The 16976-nt window shown below is 23.6% G+C and carries 17 protein-coding genes; 16 read left to right on the plus strand and 1 reads right to left on the minus strand.

Features of this window, described 5'->3' with window-relative positions; translation table 11 throughout:
* Nucleotides 1-49 precede the first annotated feature (49 nt).
* Nucleotides 50-1777 (plus strand): ABC transporter ATP-binding protein, encoded by a 1728-nt coding sequence (locus EV215_RS04075; RefSeq protein WP_134112721.1) that lies wholly within the window; start codon nucleotides 50-52, stop codon nucleotides 1775-1777.
* Entirely contained in the window at nucleotides 1767-3587 is a 1821-nt protein-coding gene (locus EV215_RS04080; protein WP_134112722.1) for an ABC transporter ATP-binding protein, read from the plus strand. Before EV215_RS04075 ends, EV215_RS04080 begins: the two co-directional genes overlap by 11 nt.
* Before the next feature lie 77 nt (nucleotides 3588-3664).
* Here EV215_RS04080 and EV215_RS04085 read toward each other — a convergent pair whose 3' ends face one another.
* On the minus strand, nucleotides 3665-4555 hold the full coding sequence (locus EV215_RS04085; RefSeq protein ID WP_134112723.1) for a DMT family transporter: 891 nt from the start codon (nucleotides 4553-4555) through the stop codon (nucleotides 3665-3667).
* Nucleotides 4556-4806: 251 nt separating this feature from the next.
* Between EV215_RS04085 and treZ the strand changes: the two genes are divergently transcribed.
* The 14 genes from treZ to EV215_RS10665 all read left to right on the plus strand — a co-directional run bounded on the left by treZ (nucleotide 4807) and on the right by EV215_RS10665 (nucleotide 16959).
* Nucleotides 4807-6522, plus strand: a complete 1716-nt coding sequence (treZ, locus tag EV215_RS04090) for a malto-oligosyltrehalose trehalohydrolase (protein WP_134112724.1) — start codon at nucleotides 4807-4809, stop codon at nucleotides 6520-6522.
* Between the two features lie 285 nt (nucleotides 6523-6807).
* The gene (locus EV215_RS04095; RefSeq protein WP_134112725.1) at nucleotides 6808-7944 is read left to right on the plus strand and encodes an ATP phosphoribosyltransferase regulatory subunit; all 1137 of its coding nucleotides are present in this window, start codon (nucleotides 6808-6810) and stop codon (nucleotides 7942-7944) included.
* On the plus strand, nucleotides 7935-8564 hold the full coding sequence (gene hisG / locus EV215_RS04100) for an ATP phosphoribosyltransferase (protein ID WP_134112726.1): 630 nt from the start codon (nucleotides 7935-7937) through the stop codon (nucleotides 8562-8564). The genes EV215_RS04095 and hisG overlap by 10 nt, the downstream gene beginning before the upstream one ends.
* Nucleotides 8557-9849: a histidinol dehydrogenase gene (gene hisD / locus EV215_RS04105; RefSeq protein WP_134112727.1), complete on the plus strand. Its 1293-nt coding sequence runs from the start codon at nucleotides 8557-8559 to the stop codon at nucleotides 9847-9849. The genes hisG and hisD overlap by 8 nt, the downstream gene beginning before the upstream one ends.
* Before the next feature lie 40 nt (nucleotides 9850-9889).
* The gene (gene hisC, locus EV215_RS04110; RefSeq protein WP_134112728.1) at nucleotides 9890-10948 is read left to right on the plus strand and encodes a histidinol-phosphate transaminase; all 1059 of its coding nucleotides are present in this window, start codon (nucleotides 9890-9892) and stop codon (nucleotides 10946-10948) included.
* Nucleotides 10949-10957: 9 nt separating this feature from the next.
* On the plus strand, nucleotides 10958-11545 hold the full coding sequence (gene hisB / locus EV215_RS04115; RefSeq protein ID WP_134112729.1) for an imidazoleglycerol-phosphate dehydratase HisB: 588 nt from the start codon (nucleotides 10958-10960) through the stop codon (nucleotides 11543-11545).
* Nucleotides 11545-12168, plus strand: coding sequence for an imidazole glycerol phosphate synthase subunit HisH (gene hisH / locus EV215_RS04120; RefSeq protein ID WP_134112730.1), 624 nt, complete (start codon nucleotides 11545-11547; stop codon nucleotides 12166-12168). The genes hisB and hisH overlap by 1 nt, the downstream gene beginning before the upstream one ends.
* A 288-nt stretch (nucleotides 12169-12456) precedes the next feature.
* On the plus strand, nucleotides 12457-13218 hold the full coding sequence (gene hisF, locus EV215_RS04125) for an imidazole glycerol phosphate synthase subunit HisF (protein WP_134112731.1): 762 nt from the start codon (nucleotides 12457-12459) through the stop codon (nucleotides 13216-13218).
* Between the two features lie 123 nt (nucleotides 13219-13341).
* Nucleotides 13342-13953, plus strand: coding sequence for a bifunctional phosphoribosyl-AMP cyclohydrolase/phosphoribosyl-ATP diphosphatase HisIE (gene hisIE, locus EV215_RS04130; protein ID WP_306767442.1), 612 nt, complete (start codon nucleotides 13342-13344; stop codon nucleotides 13951-13953).
* A gap of 1 nt (nucleotide 13954) precedes the next feature.
* On the plus strand, nucleotides 13955-14182 hold the full coding sequence (locus tag EV215_RS04135) for a DUF6485 family protein (RefSeq protein ID WP_134112733.1): 228 nt from the start codon (nucleotides 13955-13957) through the stop codon (nucleotides 14180-14182).
* A 136-nt stretch (nucleotides 14183-14318) separates the two neighbouring features.
* On the plus strand, nucleotides 14319-15023 hold the full coding sequence (locus tag EV215_RS04140; RefSeq protein WP_134112734.1) for a DUF2161 family putative PD-(D/E)XK-type phosphodiesterase: 705 nt from the start codon (nucleotides 14319-14321) through the stop codon (nucleotides 15021-15023).
* The gene (locus EV215_RS04145; RefSeq protein WP_134112735.1) at nucleotides 15020-15826 is read left to right on the plus strand and encodes a histidinol-phosphatase HisJ family protein; all 807 of its coding nucleotides are present in this window, start codon (nucleotides 15020-15022) and stop codon (nucleotides 15824-15826) included. The genes EV215_RS04140 and EV215_RS04145 overlap by 4 nt, the downstream gene beginning before the upstream one ends.
* A gap of 8 nt (nucleotides 15827-15834) precedes the next feature.
* Nucleotides 15835-16629 (plus strand): histidinol-phosphatase HisJ family protein, encoded by a 795-nt coding sequence (locus tag EV215_RS04150; protein WP_134112736.1) that lies wholly within the window; start codon nucleotides 15835-15837, stop codon nucleotides 16627-16629.
* A gap of 207 nt (nucleotides 16630-16836) precedes the next feature.
* Nucleotides 16837-16959 (plus strand): hypothetical protein, encoded by a 123-nt coding sequence (locus tag EV215_RS10665; RefSeq protein WP_306767443.1) that lies wholly within the window; start codon nucleotides 16837-16839, stop codon nucleotides 16957-16959.
* Nucleotides 16960-16976: the final 17 nt, after the last annotated feature.

Below are 16976 nucleotides of genomic sequence, written 5' to 3' on the forward strand. Positions count from 1 at the left end.
TTATGGATAAAAATAAAATTTTATAATCAAATAAAAATTAAGGAGAATTATGGATAAAATAAAAAAATTAATTGAATATACTAAAAAATATCGATTATTTACTCTATTAGCACCTTTATTTATGATGGTTGAAGTTATTGCTGATCTATTTTTACCATTTATTTCTAAAAATATAATAAATATTGGAATAGTAAATAATGATACAGCTTATATCTTTAAAATGGGATTACTTATGTTAATAACTACTTTAATTGGTGCTTTTGGTGGTATAATGTGTTCTGTATTTGCTGCAAAAGCTGCTATTTCTACATCAACTGATTTACGTGAAAAACTTTTTTCTAAAATTATAAAATTAGATTTTTTTAATTTAGAAAAATTAAAAACAGGAAATCTTATTACTCTACTTACCGATGATATTTCTAAAATTCAAGGTCTTATATTAGCCGGTACTAGGATAGTTGTGAGAGCTCCCTTATTATTTATAGGTGGTCTTATTATGGCTATCATTACAAGTAAAAAACTTTCATTAGTTTTAATATTTATCATTCCGATTATGATTTTTTTAATGTATTTAATTTTAAAAAAGAGTTTCCCTTTGTTTTATAAAATACAAAATAAACTTGATATAGTAAATAAAATCTCTCAAGAAAATCTATTTGGAATAAAAACTGTAAAATCTTTTTCGAGAGAAGAATATGAAGAAAATAGATTTTCTACAGCTAATAGAAATTTTATGAACAATATAATTACTTCTTCAAAAATTATTTCACTTCAAAGACCTTTAATCATGATGTTTTTAAATTTTGGTGTATTATTAATAATATATTTTGGTGGAAAAGGAGTTATATCAAAAAGTGAAAATTTAGGTACAATTATAGCTTATATAAATTATTTAGAAATAATTATTTTCTCTATTGTTATGACTTCTATGATTCTCATAAATTTATCTAGAAGTATTGTTTCAGTGGATAGAATTGAAAAAATTTTACAATTAAACGAGGAAAAATATTTATCAACAAATAATAATAATATATCTGGTGATATTACTTTTAAAAATATATATTTTGCTTTCGAAGACAATAAATATATTTTAGAAAATATATCTTTTAAAATAAAAGAAAATGAAACTATCGGTATAATAGGTGTTACAGGTTCTGGAAAATCTACTTTAGTTTCTCTTATTCCAAAATTTTTACTTCCTCAAAAGGGAAATATTTATATTGGTAACAAGAACATAAATGAGTACTCTTTAGATATATTACGAAAAAATATAGGATTTGTATTTCAAGATAATATTATTTTCTCTGGAAGTATAAAAGAAAATATAACTTTTGGAAATAAAAATCTTTCTATAGAAGATATTAAAAAATATGCAAAAATGTCAAAAGCAGATGAATTTATTGAGAACTTAGAAAAAAAATATGATAGTATTATTGGACAAAGAGGAGTTAATTTATCTGGTGGACAAAAACAAAGATTATCCATTGCCAGAACTCTTGCTAATAAACCTAAAATAATTATTTTTGATGATTCTACAAGTGCTCTTGATGCAGAAACAGAAAAATATATTATGACTCAAATAAATGAAAATATTAAGAATTGTACTAAAATAATTATATCTCAAAAAATTAGTAGTGTAATGAATGCTGATAAAATAATTGTACTAGATAATGGAAAAATTGAAAATATTGGAAAACATAATGACTTATTATTAAATAGTAAACTCTATAATGAAATTTTTAATCTACAAATTGGCGGTGATATAGATGTCAAATAAAAAAGAAAATAAAATAAATATTGGTGGAATGAGAAGGCGTGGATTTCATGGAAATTTTCAAAAAGAAAAAGCTAAAAATCCATTTCCAACTATGATTAGATTATGGCACTATATTAAAAAACAAAATTTTAAAATGTTTTTAGTATTTATTTTTATTATATTAGAAGCTACTTTTTCAACGCTTGCCCCAGATTATTTAAGAATAATTTTTGATAAATTTAATACTATTAACAAAATAAAAATAATTATGCCTTCTATTTATATGTTACTTATGATATATTTCTTAAAAAATATATCAATGTGGCTTAATTCATATTTCGTAATAGATGTTGCTCAAAAAACTATTGCAAATTTAAGAGAAGATTTATTTAAAAAAATTCAAATATTAAAAATAGAATTTATTGATAAAAATGAAAACGGAGATTTTATAAGTAGACTTATAAATGATATTGAAAATATCAGTAATACTCTTAATGAAACTATAACACAATTAATATTAAGTGTTATTTTAGTTATTGGTTCGCTATTTTTTATGTTTAAACTAAATATTATTCTTACTTTAACTGTGATATTTACTGTACCTATTACTATGTTACTTACTTCATTTGTAGCAAAATTTACAGGAAAATATTTTAAAAGCACACAAAAAAAACTTGGTGAATTAAATGGCTTTATTGAAGAACAAATTACGGGTATAAAAATAGTAAAAGCTTTTGCACAAGAAACGCCTATTATTAATAAATTTTCTCAAAAAAATCTGCCCTTAAAAAATGATATAATTAAAGCTCAAATTTTTTCTGGAATAATGGGCCCTATTATGAATTTTATCAGTAACTTAATATTTTTAGTAATTATTTTAGTCGGCAGTTATCTCATTACTATTGACAAAGCTACTATAGGTATTATTGTTGCTTTTCTTAGTTATTCACGTAATTTTAATAGACCACTTATTCAATTAGCTCAATTATATAATAATTTTCAAAGTGCAATAGCTGGAGCTGAACGTGTATTTGAAATAATTGATGAAGAAAGTGAATTTGATAATGACGGAAAAATTATTGTTGATAAACTTGAAGGAAATGTAGAATTTCAAAATGTTTATTTTTCTTATGAAAAAGAAAAACAAGTTCTTAAAAATATTAACTTTAATGTAAAAAAAGGAGAAACAATAGCTATTGTTGGTCCTACTGGTGCTGGTAAAACTACAATAATCAATCTATTAACAAAATTTTATAATATCAATAAAGGAAAAATTTTAATTGATGGAATTGATATTAACGATATGAATAAAAAATCTTTAAGAAAACGATTAGGTATAGTCCTTCAAGATACCTATATTTTTTCGGATACTGTACTTGAAAATATAAAATTTGGAAATTTAGAAGCAACGTTTAAAGAAATTCAAAAAGCCGCTAGTTTATCAAATGCAGATAAGTTTATTAAAAAATTACCAAATGAATACAATGAGATACTTAGTGAAGAAGGTGGAAATTTAAGTAAAGGTGAAAAACAATTAATCTCTATTACTCGTGCTATTTTAGCAAATCATGATATTTTAATACTTGATGAAGCTACAAGCAATGTTGATACAATTACAGAAAAACATATACAAGAAGGAATGCTTAACCTAATGAAAGGTAAAACAAGTTTTATAATTGCACATAGATTAAGCACTATAAAAGAAGCTGATAAAATAATAGTTATTGATAATGGAGAAATAGTTGAAATAGGAACTCATAATGATTTGCTTACTAGAAAAGGATTTTATTATAATTTATATACCACTCAAACAAATTTTAATTTAAAATAATTTTTTAAAAATTACTAAAAAAATTATATAGATATACACATTATAAAAATATATATAATGCGTATATCTTATATTTTTTATTTGTTTTCATTTTTTATTTTTTCATATATTAGTTTATCTTTTATTTTCATTTCTGAAACAATCATTGCAGTTACAATAAAACTGCCACCTATAATACCCTTTATTGTAAATACTTCACCTCCTAAAGTCCAAGAAAATATAGCAGCAAAAACTGGTTCTAAAGAAAAAATTACTCCTACTCTAAAATCATCTATAAATTTTTGTGCTTTTAATTGAATAATAAAAGCAGATGCAGTAGGAAATATTGCTAAAAAAATAATACTTTTCAATGCATTAATATTTATATTAAAAACTTCATTATAATAAACTTTTGATAAAAATAAACTAAATAATCCTACTACTAAAAACTGTTGAAAATTCATTAAATAAGGACTTATATTATTTTTCATGAATTTTCCTGAATATAAAAGATGTAAACAATAAGCTATTGCTGCAATTAATGTGTATAAATCACCAATATTTATAGATTTCATTCCACCTGTTAATATCCATAACCCAATTGTAGCTAATACTGCTGATATTATTTTAAATTTTGTAGGAATTTCTTTAAAAATTATATATCCAAAAATAGGAATAAATAATACAAAAAGACCTGTTATAAATCCAGAATTTGAAGCTGTCGTATATTTTAAGCCTACTGTTTGAAACATATATAAGGAACCAAGTAAAACACCTAAAGTTATTCCATATTTAAAATTTTTAAAAATATTTTCTTTTTTTATAATTAAAAAAATCAAAAAAATTAAAGATGCCAATAAAAATCTATAACTAACTAATAATAATGGATTTATAAATGCAAGGCTATCTTTTACTACATAAAAAGTACTTCCCCAAATAGCAGCTGCATAAACTAAACCAATTTCTGATAAAATTTGCTTTCTTTTCATTTTTCACCCCAAATCTTTATATTTTAAACATATACTCAAATTATGATATTAAAATTATTGAATTATGTCAAGACTTATAATAATTCTTGACATAATAAAAAAAATGTTGTACGTTGTATCGTGTAAACAACTTAAATAAATTCATGAAGTGAATTTATGAGAAACTTAAATAAATTCATGAAAATAAAAATTTGAATATATAAAAATAATATCTTAAAATTAAAATAAGAATAATATTAGAGAGGTGAAAAATGAAATTAGGTCATAGTTATGAAGAAGACTGTTCAAAATTTGTAGTTTGGGCAAATAGACACAATGTAATGAAAATAATTTTCCCAGAATTGGATAGAGAACATGACATGGAAAAATTAAAAGGAAGTTATTTTGAATATAAATGTTCAAAATTACCAGAAGGCACAAAATATTATTTTCAAACTGCTGATGGAAATCTTTATCCTGATCCAGCTTCAAAATCTCAACCAAAAGGGGTACATAAATACTCAGAAATTATAAATGTAAAAAATAAAGATAAACCAAAACAATTTAAAGGAATTGATTTAAGAGATGCTATTATTTATGAAATACATATTGGAACTTTTACTAAAGAAGGTACATTTGATGCAGCAATTAAAAAGATTTCTTATTTAAAAAAACTTGGAATAAATGTTGTTGAGATAATGCCAGTTTTTAGCTTCCCTGGAGATAGAAACTGGGGATATGATGGAGTATATCCTTATGCTGTAGATGAAAGTTATGGTGGAGTAAAAGAATTTATAAGATTTATTAATGAATGTAATAAAAATAATATTGCCGTAATTTTAGATGTTGTTTACAATCATTTTGGGCCTGAAGGAAATTATTTAGGTATTTATAGTCAATATTTTACTAAAAGATATTCAACACCATGGGGAAGTGCTATTAGCTTTGACGGTAGAAATAGTGAACATGTAAAAAAATACTTTTTAGATAATGTAAAATTTTGGTTAGAAGATGTAAAAATTGACGGATTTAGATTAGATGCGATTTTATCTATTTATGATTTTAGTGAATCTCATTTTTTAGATGATTTATATGATCTGGTAAAAGATACTGAAATAAAAGAAAAAAGAATTATAAATGTTATTTCTGAAAATCCTTATCATACAATAAAATCAAATTATAAAATAAAACTCGATGGACATTGGGAAGAAGATTTTCATCACAGTATCCATTCATATTTTACAGGTGAAACACATACTTATCTCAGAGAATATGGTAGTTTTAACAAAATTAAGGACATGTTTGAAAATGGTTATTGTACAGAATTTTGGCGAAATAAATATTTTAGTGAACCATATAGATTAATTATATCAATCCAAACTCACGATCAAATAGGTAATAGACCTTTTGGTGATAGACTTAGTAATTTAATTACTTATGAACAATATAAATTAGCAGCTTTCTCAATGTTTGCTTTGCCTTATACTCCTATGTTATTTATGGGCGAAGAATACTTTGAAACAAATCCATTTTTATTTTTCACCTCATTTAGTGATAAAAAGGTAATTAAAGGTGTTCGAGCAGGAAGAAAAAAAGAATTTGAGTTTTTAGATGAAGACATACCCGATTCTCAAGATATTAATACTTTTTATAGTTCAAAATTAGATTTTGAAAAATTAACAAATAAAAAACATTCTGAAACATTTAACTTTTATAAAACTATGATACAATTAAAAAAAGAAAAAATATTAGGATATAATAATAGAAGCAAAGTTGAGGTTTATGCAGATGAAGAAACTAAAATTATTTATATAAAAAATTGTTATAAAAATAGTTTTGCATTAATGAATTTTTCTGATAAAGAAACAAATTATACTCTATTTAAAGATATGAAAGTTATTTTTTCAGGAAACAACTACTCTTTAATTGGAAAAATTGAAAATAATATCAAATTACAACCTTATGGATTCGTACTGTATGAATATTAATTATATATAAAATATATAATATCTATATGAATAATAAAATTGACAAATCATCTTTAGACTGTTAAAATAAATTAAATTATAAATTCGAGGTAAAAATTATGAAGATAAATATAACAATAAAATTACATCATCATAGACATTAGTAAAGGTTTGTAACTTTGTGATACCACATAGATACAAGCCGATTTGTAGTACAAATAAATTGTGTCTATGGTGGAAAATTATGAAATTTAAAATTTTGCCATCCTAGATATTTAGGATGGTTTTTTTTATAAGGGGGAATATATGAAAGAATTTAAAAATTTTGATTTAGAGGAAACTTTAATAATAAAATTTAGAAAACTTTTTGAAAGTTATGGTTATGAAAAAATTAAGGTAAATACTTTTGAAACTTATGATACTTATTTTAAAAATAAAGATATTATAAATAATGAAAAAGTATTAAAAATTATACATCCAAATGGTAGTTTGTATGCATTACGTGCTGATATGACTATGATAATAGCTAAAAAATTTGCTAATGATTTTCAAACTAAAGATATTAATATATCTGAAAAAGTTTATTATTATGACAACATTTTTAGAAATGAATTCGGAATAAATGGTGGTTTAAAAGAAAAAAGACAAGTTGGTATAGAAAATCTTGGAACTAATGGTATTTTCAATGATGTTGAAACTATAATTTTAGCATTAAATAGTTTAGAAACTATATCTGATAATTATATTTTAGAGATTTCAAATGTAGAACTTTTAAAAAGTATTTTTAAAAATATTAATATTACAGAAGATGATAAAAATATAGTTCTTAAATTTATTTTTACAAAAAATCGTGATGAATTATTAAAATTTCTTGATAATTTAAAAATTGAAACTAATTATAAAAATATAATAGATGATATTACAACTTGCTATGGTAGTATTAATGATATTTTAATAAAATTATCAAAATATAATGAATTAAAAGATTCTCTAAATTATTTTAATAATTTAAAACTTTATATTGGTGAGAGACAATTAAAAAAAATAAAAATCAATTTTTCTATATCAAATAGTTTAGAATATTATACTGGCCTTATTTTACAAGGGTTTGTAGAAGATATAAATAATCCAATAATAATTGGTGGTAGATATGATAATTTAAGTAAACGATTTGGAAAAGCTTTTCCTGCAATTGGATTTGCTATTGACTTAGATAGTTTAATAAAAAAATTAGATATCAAACATCATTTAGCTGATTATCTTATTTTCTATACAGAAGAATCTGTAAAATTTCTACAAGATATAGATAATCTAAGAAAACAAGGAAAAACAGTAAAAATATCTCCATATAAAAAACTTACTAATAAAACAATTGAAGAATTGCATAAAAAATATAAAAATATATGTAAATATGTAGGAGGTGAACTAAAATCATGTATTTAAATATAGCACTTCCAAAAGGAAGACTTGGAGAAAAATCCTATGAAATTTTGAAAAAATTGGGATATTCATCAAAAGATTACGAAAATAAAGATAGAAAATTAGTATTTATAAATGTAGATAAAAAAATAAAATATTTTTTAGTGAAAGCAAGTGACGTTCCTGTATACGTAGAAAGAGGCGCTGCCGATATAGGAGTAGTTGGAAAAGATGTATTAATGGAAAGTAAAGCAAATGTCTATGAAATTCTTGATTTAGGTTTTGGTAAATGTAGATTTGCTGTTGCTGCTCCTATAGATTTTATTGATAATTATGAAAAAAAACTTGTAGTTGCTACAAAATATATAAATGTTGCTAGAGAATATTTTGAAAAAAAAGAAAGAGAAATTGATTTAATAAAACTAAATGGTTCTGTAGAGTTAGGCCCACTTGTAAATTTATCTGATGTTATTGTAGATATTGTAGAAACTGGAAGTACTTTAAAAGCAAATAATTTAGAAGAAAGAGAAAAAATTTGTGATATTAGTGCTCGACTTATTGTTAATAGAAATAGTTATAGATTTAAAAATAATATTATAAATAAATTAATTAAAGAAATCAAGGGGGAGATAAAAAATGATTAAAATAGTTTCTTATAAAGATAATAAATTTATTTTAGATGAAATTTTAAATAATACTACACAATTTGAATATGATGAAGTAAATAAAGCTGTAATTGAAATATTAAAAAATATAAAAGAAAATGGAGATAAAGCTGTATTAGAATATAACGAAAAATTTGATGGAGTAAAACTTAATTCTCTTCAAGTAACTAAACAAGAAATAGATGAAGCATATTTTGATAATATATCTCTTGAATTAAGAAACTCTCTTGAACTTGCCCATAAAAAAATAAAAGAATTTCATGAAAAACAAAAAAGAAATTCTTTTATAGATACAAATACGCCAAATAAAATAGTCGGACAATTAATTAATCCAATAGAAAAAGTAGGAATCTATGTACCTGGTGGTACTGCTAGTTATCCTTCTACAGTACTTATGAATGCAGTACCTGCTAAAATTGCTGGTTGTAAAGAAATTATTATGGTTACTCCTCCTGGAAAAAACGGAAAAGTTCCTGCAAATATTTTAGCTGCTGCTAAAATTGCTGGCATTGATAAAATATTTAAAGTTGGTGGTGCACAAGCTATTGGAGCTCTTAGTTTTGGTACTGAGACTATTCCGAATGTATATAAAATTGTAGGACCTGGAAATATTTATGTAGCTATGGCTAAAAAAATGGTTTATGGTCAAATTGATATTGATATGATTGCTGGTCCTAGTGAAGTGTTAATTATTGCTGACAAAACTGCTAATTATAGATATTTAGCTGCTGATTTATTATCACAAGCAGAACATGATAAGTTTGCTACTAGTATTTTAGTAACCACTTCAGAAGAATTAGCTAAAAAAGTACAAAAGGAAATAGAAATACAATTAAATCAACTTCCTCGAAAAGAAATAGCTGAAACATCTATTAATAATCAAGGTAGAATCATAATTGTAAATGATATAAAAGATGCTTGTTATATTGCAAACAAAATAGCTCCAGAACATCTAGAACTTGCTGTAAAAAATCCATTTGAAATATTAGGATATATTAAAAATGCAGGAGCTATCTTTATGGGTGAATATTCACCTGAACCACTCGGTGATTATATGGCTGGACCAAATCATACCCTACCAACTAGTGGTACTGCAAAATTTTCTTCGCCACTTGGAGTAGATGATTTTATAAAAAAATCTTCTATCATATATTATGATAAAAATGCTTTAAAAGAATTAAAAAACGATATAATCAATATTGCTACAAGTGAAGGTCTTGATGCTCATGCTAATTCTATAAAAATAAGATTTGAAGATAAATAAAGTTAGAATATTAAATAAAAATAATTAAAAAGGTGATAATATGAAATTTTGGTCAAATAAAGCAAAATCAATATCTCCCTATACTTATGGGGAACAACCAAAAGATAAAAAATATATAAAACTAAATACAAATGAAAATCCATATCCTCCGTCACCAAAAGCTATAAAAATCATTAAAAATCTTGATGAAAACATTTATAAATTATACTCAGATCCTACATGTAATGAACTAAAAGAAGCAATAAGTAAAGTTTATAATGTAGAAAAGAAACAAATTTTTATAGGAAATGGTTCTGATGAAGTTATAGCTTTTAGTTATCAATCATTTTTTAATAAAGGTGATAAAATAGTTTATCCAGATATAACATATAGTTTTTATCCTGTATATTCAAAATTATATGAAATAGAAGAAATTATAAATCCATTAAATGACGACTTTACTATGAATCTAAAAGGTTTTAATAAAAAATCAAAAGGAATTATTATTACAAACCCAAATGCACCTACTGGAATTGCACTTACTTTAGATCAAATAGAATCTATCATAAAAGATAATTTAGATAAATTAATTATAGTTGATGAAGCTTATGTTGATTTTGGTGCTGAAAGTGCTGTAAAATTAATTAATAAATATGAAAATTTACTTGTAATTCAAACTTTTTCAAAATCAAGAAGTTTTGCAAGCCTTAGAATTGGATTTGCAATTGGAAATAAAGAATTAATTCAAGCATTACATATTATTAAAGATTCTTATAATCCTTATACAGTTGATACAATAGGAATAAAGGCTGGTGCTGCTGCAATGCTTGATGTAGAATATTTTAATAAAACTAGAAATACAATTATAGCTACAAGAGATAGAATAAAAAAAGAGCTTGATAAATTAGGATTTAAGAGTACTAATTCAAAATCGAATTTTTTATTTATAAAACATAACTCTTTTAAAGGTGAATATATTTTTAAAAAACTAAAAGAAAATGGTATACTTGTAAGATATTTTAATAAACCTAAAATCAATAATTATTTAAGAGTAAGTATTGGAACAGATGAGGAAATGGATGAAATGATAAGAATATTAAAAGAAAAAATATTAAAGTAGGTGATATTTATGAGAAAAGCAGAAATTAATCGTATTACAAAAGAAACAAAAATTAATATTTCATTAAATATTGATGGTACAGGAAAAAATAATATAAATAGCGGTGTCGGTTTCTTAGATCATATGTTAATATTATTTGCAAAACATGGATTATTTGATTTAAATATAAAATGTGATGGCGACTTATATATTGATGCACACCATACTGTAGAAGATATCGGAATTGCTCTTGGAGCTGCTTTTAAAAAAGCTTTAGGTAATAAAAAAGGAATTAAAAGATATGGAGATATTTATCTTCCTATGGACGAAACTCTTTGTTTAGTAGCTGTAGACTTGGGTGGTAGAAATTATTTACATTTTGAAGCTAAATTTCCTTCTCCATTTCTTGGAACAATGTCAAGTGAGCTTATTAAAGAATTTTTCTTTGGATTTTCAAGAGAATGTGGTATAAATTTACATATAAAACTCATACACGGAGAAAACTCACATCACATCTCAGAAGCTATGTTTAAAGGTTTTGCTAAAGTAATGGATTTTGCTACATCAATTGATACTAGAATTATAAACGAAATTCCATCTACTAAGGGGGTAATTTAATGATTGCAATAATTGATTATAGTGTTGGAAATCTACATTCTATAAAGAGTGCCCTTGATTTCTTAGGAGTTGAAAATATTATAACTAATAATGAAGAAGATATTCGAAAAGCTAAAGCACTTATACTTCCTGGTGTTGGCGCTTTTAGAGATGCAATAAATTCATTAAAAGCAACTGGACTTATTCCTGTTATAAAAGAAGAAGTTAAAAAAGGAAAATATTTACTTGGAATATGTCTTGGAATGCAACTTTTATATGAAAAAAGTTACGAATTTGGAGAATATGAAGGACTTGGATTTTTAAAAGGTGATATTTGTTCAATTAAAGAGGATTTAATAAATAAAGATTTAAAAGTTCCTCATATGGGATGGAATAATCTTATTTTCAAACAAAAAGATAATCTTATTACAAAATATATAAAAGAAGAGGACTATGTATATTTTGTACATTCGTATTATGTAAAGTCAGATTTTTCTGAAGTAGTGGGATATACTAAATATAATATAAATATTCCAGCTATTGTAAACAATAAAAATATTTTTGGAATGCAATTTCATCCAGAAAAAAGTGGTACTGTAGGTTTAAATTTATTAAAAGCCTACGCAAATATTGTATTAAAATAAAAAAAAAGAGGTGTATAATGACTAAAAAAACTATTATTTTTGATTTAGTTTTTTTAGGGGTTTCTATTTTACTAGTAATATATGGTTATTTTTTCAGGGATATTCAATATAAAAATTATATTGATTTAGGTATTTTTTTTATTTTATTAATTTCAATTTTAAAAAATTTTGTAATAATCCCATTAAATTATTACTATAGTTTTTTTCAATATCTTTATATTTATTAATTTATTTTGCTCCAAAAATTTTTGTATAATTTAAAAAGGAAAATAAAGTGAGGTGAGAGTATTGTTAACCAAAAGAATTATTCCGTGTTTTGATGTAAGAGATGGAAGAGTAGTTAAAGGAAAAAAATTTCAAGACATAAAAGACGTAGAAGATCCTGTTGTTTTAGCAAAAAAATACAATGCACTTGGTGCTGATGAACTTGTATTTTATGATATTACTGCTTCTTTTGAAGAAAGGAAATTGTTTACTAATATTTTAGAAAAAGTAGCAAGTGAAGTATTTATACCTCTAACTGTTGGTGGTGGTATAAATTCACTTGAAGATTTTTCTCGAGTACTTAATGTTGGTGCTGATAAAGTAAGTGTAAATTCTGGAGCTATTAAAAATCCTAATTTAATTAAAAAAGCTGCAGAAAAGTTTGGAAGTCAATGTGTAGTACTTTCTATGGATATAAAAAAAGTAGAAAATCAATGGAGAGTATTTTCAAAAGGTGGTAGAGAAGATACTGGTATTGACGCTATTGAATGGGCAATCACTGGAGAACAATTAGGGGCAGGAGAACTTGTAATCAATAGTATGGATACTGATGGAGTTAAAGCTGGATTTGATTTAGACCTTTTAAGAGCTATATCAGAAAAAGTAGAAATTCCAATTATCGCTTCTGGGGGTGCTGGAACAATGAAGCATTTTAAAGAAGTTTTTGATATTCCCGGAGTAGATGCAGGACTTGCTGCCTCTGTATTTCATTATGGTGAAATTGAAATACCAAATTTAAAAAAATATTTAAAAGAACAAGGTGTTAATATAAGAATGACTAAATAAACAATCCATTTTATAGATGAATTTAATATAGAAAATCAAAATGATTTTTATACTTAAATTAATATAAAATTTTTAATTTAATTGTTTTAAAAATAATAAAGTTTCAATATGGAGGATATAATCATGATGAATAAAATAAAATTCGATGAAAAAGGGTTAATCCCTGCAATAATACAGGATATAAATACTAAAGATATACTTATGATGGCATATATGAATAAAGATAGTTTATTAAAAACTCTAGAAACTAAGCAAACATGGTTTTATAGTCGTTCTAGACAGGAATTATGGAATAAAGGAGCCACTTCTGGAAATGTACAAAATGTTAAAAAAATAAGTTATGATTGTGATGGTGACACTCTCTTAATTGAAGTAGAACAAACTGGAGTAGCCTGCCATACTGGTAAATATTCATGTTTTTTTAATGAACTATATAAAACTGATGATTATAAAATAAACTTTTCTCTAGATATTTTATACAATGTTATAGAAGATAGAAAAAACAATCCTAAAGAAGGTTCTTACACAAATTATTTATTTGATAAGGGGCTTGATAAAATATTAAAAAAAGTAGGAGAAGAAAACGCAGAAGTAATTATTGCATCAAAAAATGAAGATATTTCAGAATTAAAATATGAAATAGCTGATTTAGTTTATCATACTTTAGTTCTTATGATAGAAAAAGGTATTAAAATACAAGATATTAAAGAAGAATTATCTAAAAGAGTAAAATAAGATGTCAAATCATTTTTGTAATTGTGTAGATACAGAATGTAAGTTTAATCCTAAAAATGGATTTATAAATAATTGTGATTTATGTATACAAAAAAACCTTAAATATCGAGAAATCCCTGCTTGTTTTTTCAAACTCATCAAAAAAGAATTAACTGATATAAATGATTTTTCTATTGAAAATTTTGCTAAATTAGTAATGTCAAAGAAAAAAGATAAAAAACAGGATTAATATAAATTAATCCTGTTTTTTATCTTTATAAATAGATTGATTTAAAATTAAAATTTTTCTTAATAGAAAAGATTTTTATATTTTTAATTGTATTTAAATATGATATAATTATATCAAAATTACTAGGAGCTTATATATGAATGAAACAGAATTATACAAACCCATTGAAAAATATTTTATTGAAAAAGGATATATTGTTAAAGGTGAGGTTAAAAACTGTGACCTCGTAGCTTTAAAAGAAGAAGAATTAATTGTAATTGAAATGAAACTTTCTATTAATCTTACTTTAATTTTACAAGCAATAGAAAGACAAAAAGTTGCTGATTATGTATATGTAGCTACTCCTAAACTTCCTAAAAATTTACAAACTAGAAGAAAAATATTAACACTTCTAAAACGTCTAAATATTGGTTTATTTATTATAAAAAATAATAAATTAGAAGAAATAATATCACCTTTTGAAGAGTATAATTTCTATAACAATAAATCTAAAAGAAATAAAATAAAAAAAGAAATTTTGACTAGAAAAAATAATCTAAATATCGGTGGGACTAATAAAACTAAAATTATTACTGCATATAGAGAACAAGCTCTTTTTATAGCTTATGTTCTATTAAAATATGGTAATCTTTCACCAAAAAAAATAAAAAAAATTACTAAAATAGAAAAAAGTGGCCAAATACTTTATACAAATTTTTATAACTTTTATACTCATATTAACCGTGGAGTATATGGATTAAGTAATAATGGAAAAAAATATTTAGAAAAATTTATACTAGAATATTCCGAATTAAAAAAGATTTTTGAAAATATGATAAAAGAAAATGGGGGATTAAAATGAAAATTTATGATTATCATACACATAGTAATTTTTCAGAAGATTGTAATATTGATATGGAAGACATGATAAAAGGAGCTATCACAAAAAATATTACAGAACTTTGTTTTACAGAACATCATGATATTGATTATCCAGAAGAAAATTTTAATTTTTTACTTAATGACGAAAAATATTTTATTAAATTTAATGAACTAAAAGAAAAGTACAACAATAAAATTTCATTAAAATTAGGTTTAGAAATTGGTTTACAAAGTCATATAATTGATGAATGTAAAATGTTTACACATAATAAAGATTATGATTTTATAATTGCTTCACAACATTGTGTAGAAAATGTAGATCTTTATACAAAAAAGTTTTTTAAAGGTAAAACTGTCGATGAAATTTATACAAAATATTTTGAAGAAATGTATTATAATATTACTCATTACAACAATTTTAATGTAATAGGGCATATGGATTTACTTCGTCGTTATTCAAAAGAAGTTGCTGATTATGATATAACTCATTCAGAAGAGATTATTAAAATGATTCTGAATCATTTAATAAAAAATAATAAGGGAATTGAAGTTAATGCTGGCGGATTGTTTTATCCTTTAAAATCTATTAATCCAAGCATTGAAATCCTTAAAATTTATAAAGAACTTGGTGGCGAAATTATTACTTATGGTTCTGATGCACATTTCCCTGATAGGTTAGGTGCTCATTATTTTGAAGTAATGAGAATATTAAATGAACTTGAATTTAAATATATTACAAAATTTAATAAACAAAAACCTGAATTTATAAAAATAGAAATATAGGAGGACTTATGTATATTGCTGATCATCACGTTCATACAAATTGGTCTCATGACGGTAAATTTACTATGCAAGAAATTTTAGAAGCAGCTATTAATAAAAAGATCAATAAAATAGTATTTACTGATCATTTTGAGCTCTTAAAAGATATTGAAAAAATAAATTATAATCAATATGTTATTGAATACAATAAACTAAAATCAAAATATTCTGATAAAATTGAAATGGGTCTTGGTATTGAAATGGGCCTTTTAATAGATAAATTAGATAAATTTGATAAAATTGTTAAAACTCATAAATTTGATTATGTACTTGCTTCTACTCATAGAGTGAACTATATAAGTGCTCTATGGGAAGAATATTGGGATGAAATAACACAACTTGAAGGATATGAAAGATATTTTTTATATATGCTTGAAAGTATTAAAAATTTTGATAATTTTGATTGCTATGGACATTTAGATTACATTATTAGATATGGTGATTTTGATAAAAAAGGTTTTAAATATAAGGACCTCCAAGATGTTTTAGATGAAATATTAAAACTACTTATTTCAAAAGGAAAAGGCATAGAAATAAATACTTCTTTTAGAAATAAAGGTTTTAAAGAATTCCATCCAAATTCTGAAATTATAAAAAGATATATAGAATTTGGTGGTGAAATAATTACTTTTGGTACTGATTCTCATTCACCTACAACTTTAGGAAATTATGCAAAAGATGTATATGAATTATTAAATAATTTTGGTGTAAATTATATTTGTAACTTTAAAAATAGGAAACCTGAATTTATAAAAACAAAATAAAAAGTTCCTGTATAATACAGGAACTTTTTATTTTGTTTAACTATATTTAGTATCTATTTTTTTGTTTTGGTTCAAATAATACTTTTAGGGTTTATTTTTTTCAAAAACAGTGTATTATACATAGTAATAAATATACTTTGTTATTATTAAATATTAATTTACTCAATACAAAGTTTTAAAATCATTAAAATTTGGGGAGGTTTTATTATGTCTAGTAAAAATTATGGTTATATGCATTTAGTTGGAGGTAATATAAAAGTAAAAGATAGTGATTTAAGAAATCAATTTTCTGAAATTTTAAAAAAAAAAATTACACGGTATATGTTTTAGTCCTTATGTAAAAAATC

Source organism: Hypnocyclicus thermotrophus (assembly GCF_004365575.1).
GTDB lineage: Bacteria > Fusobacteriota > Fusobacteriia > Fusobacteriales > Fusobacteriaceae > Hypnocyclicus > Hypnocyclicus thermotrophus.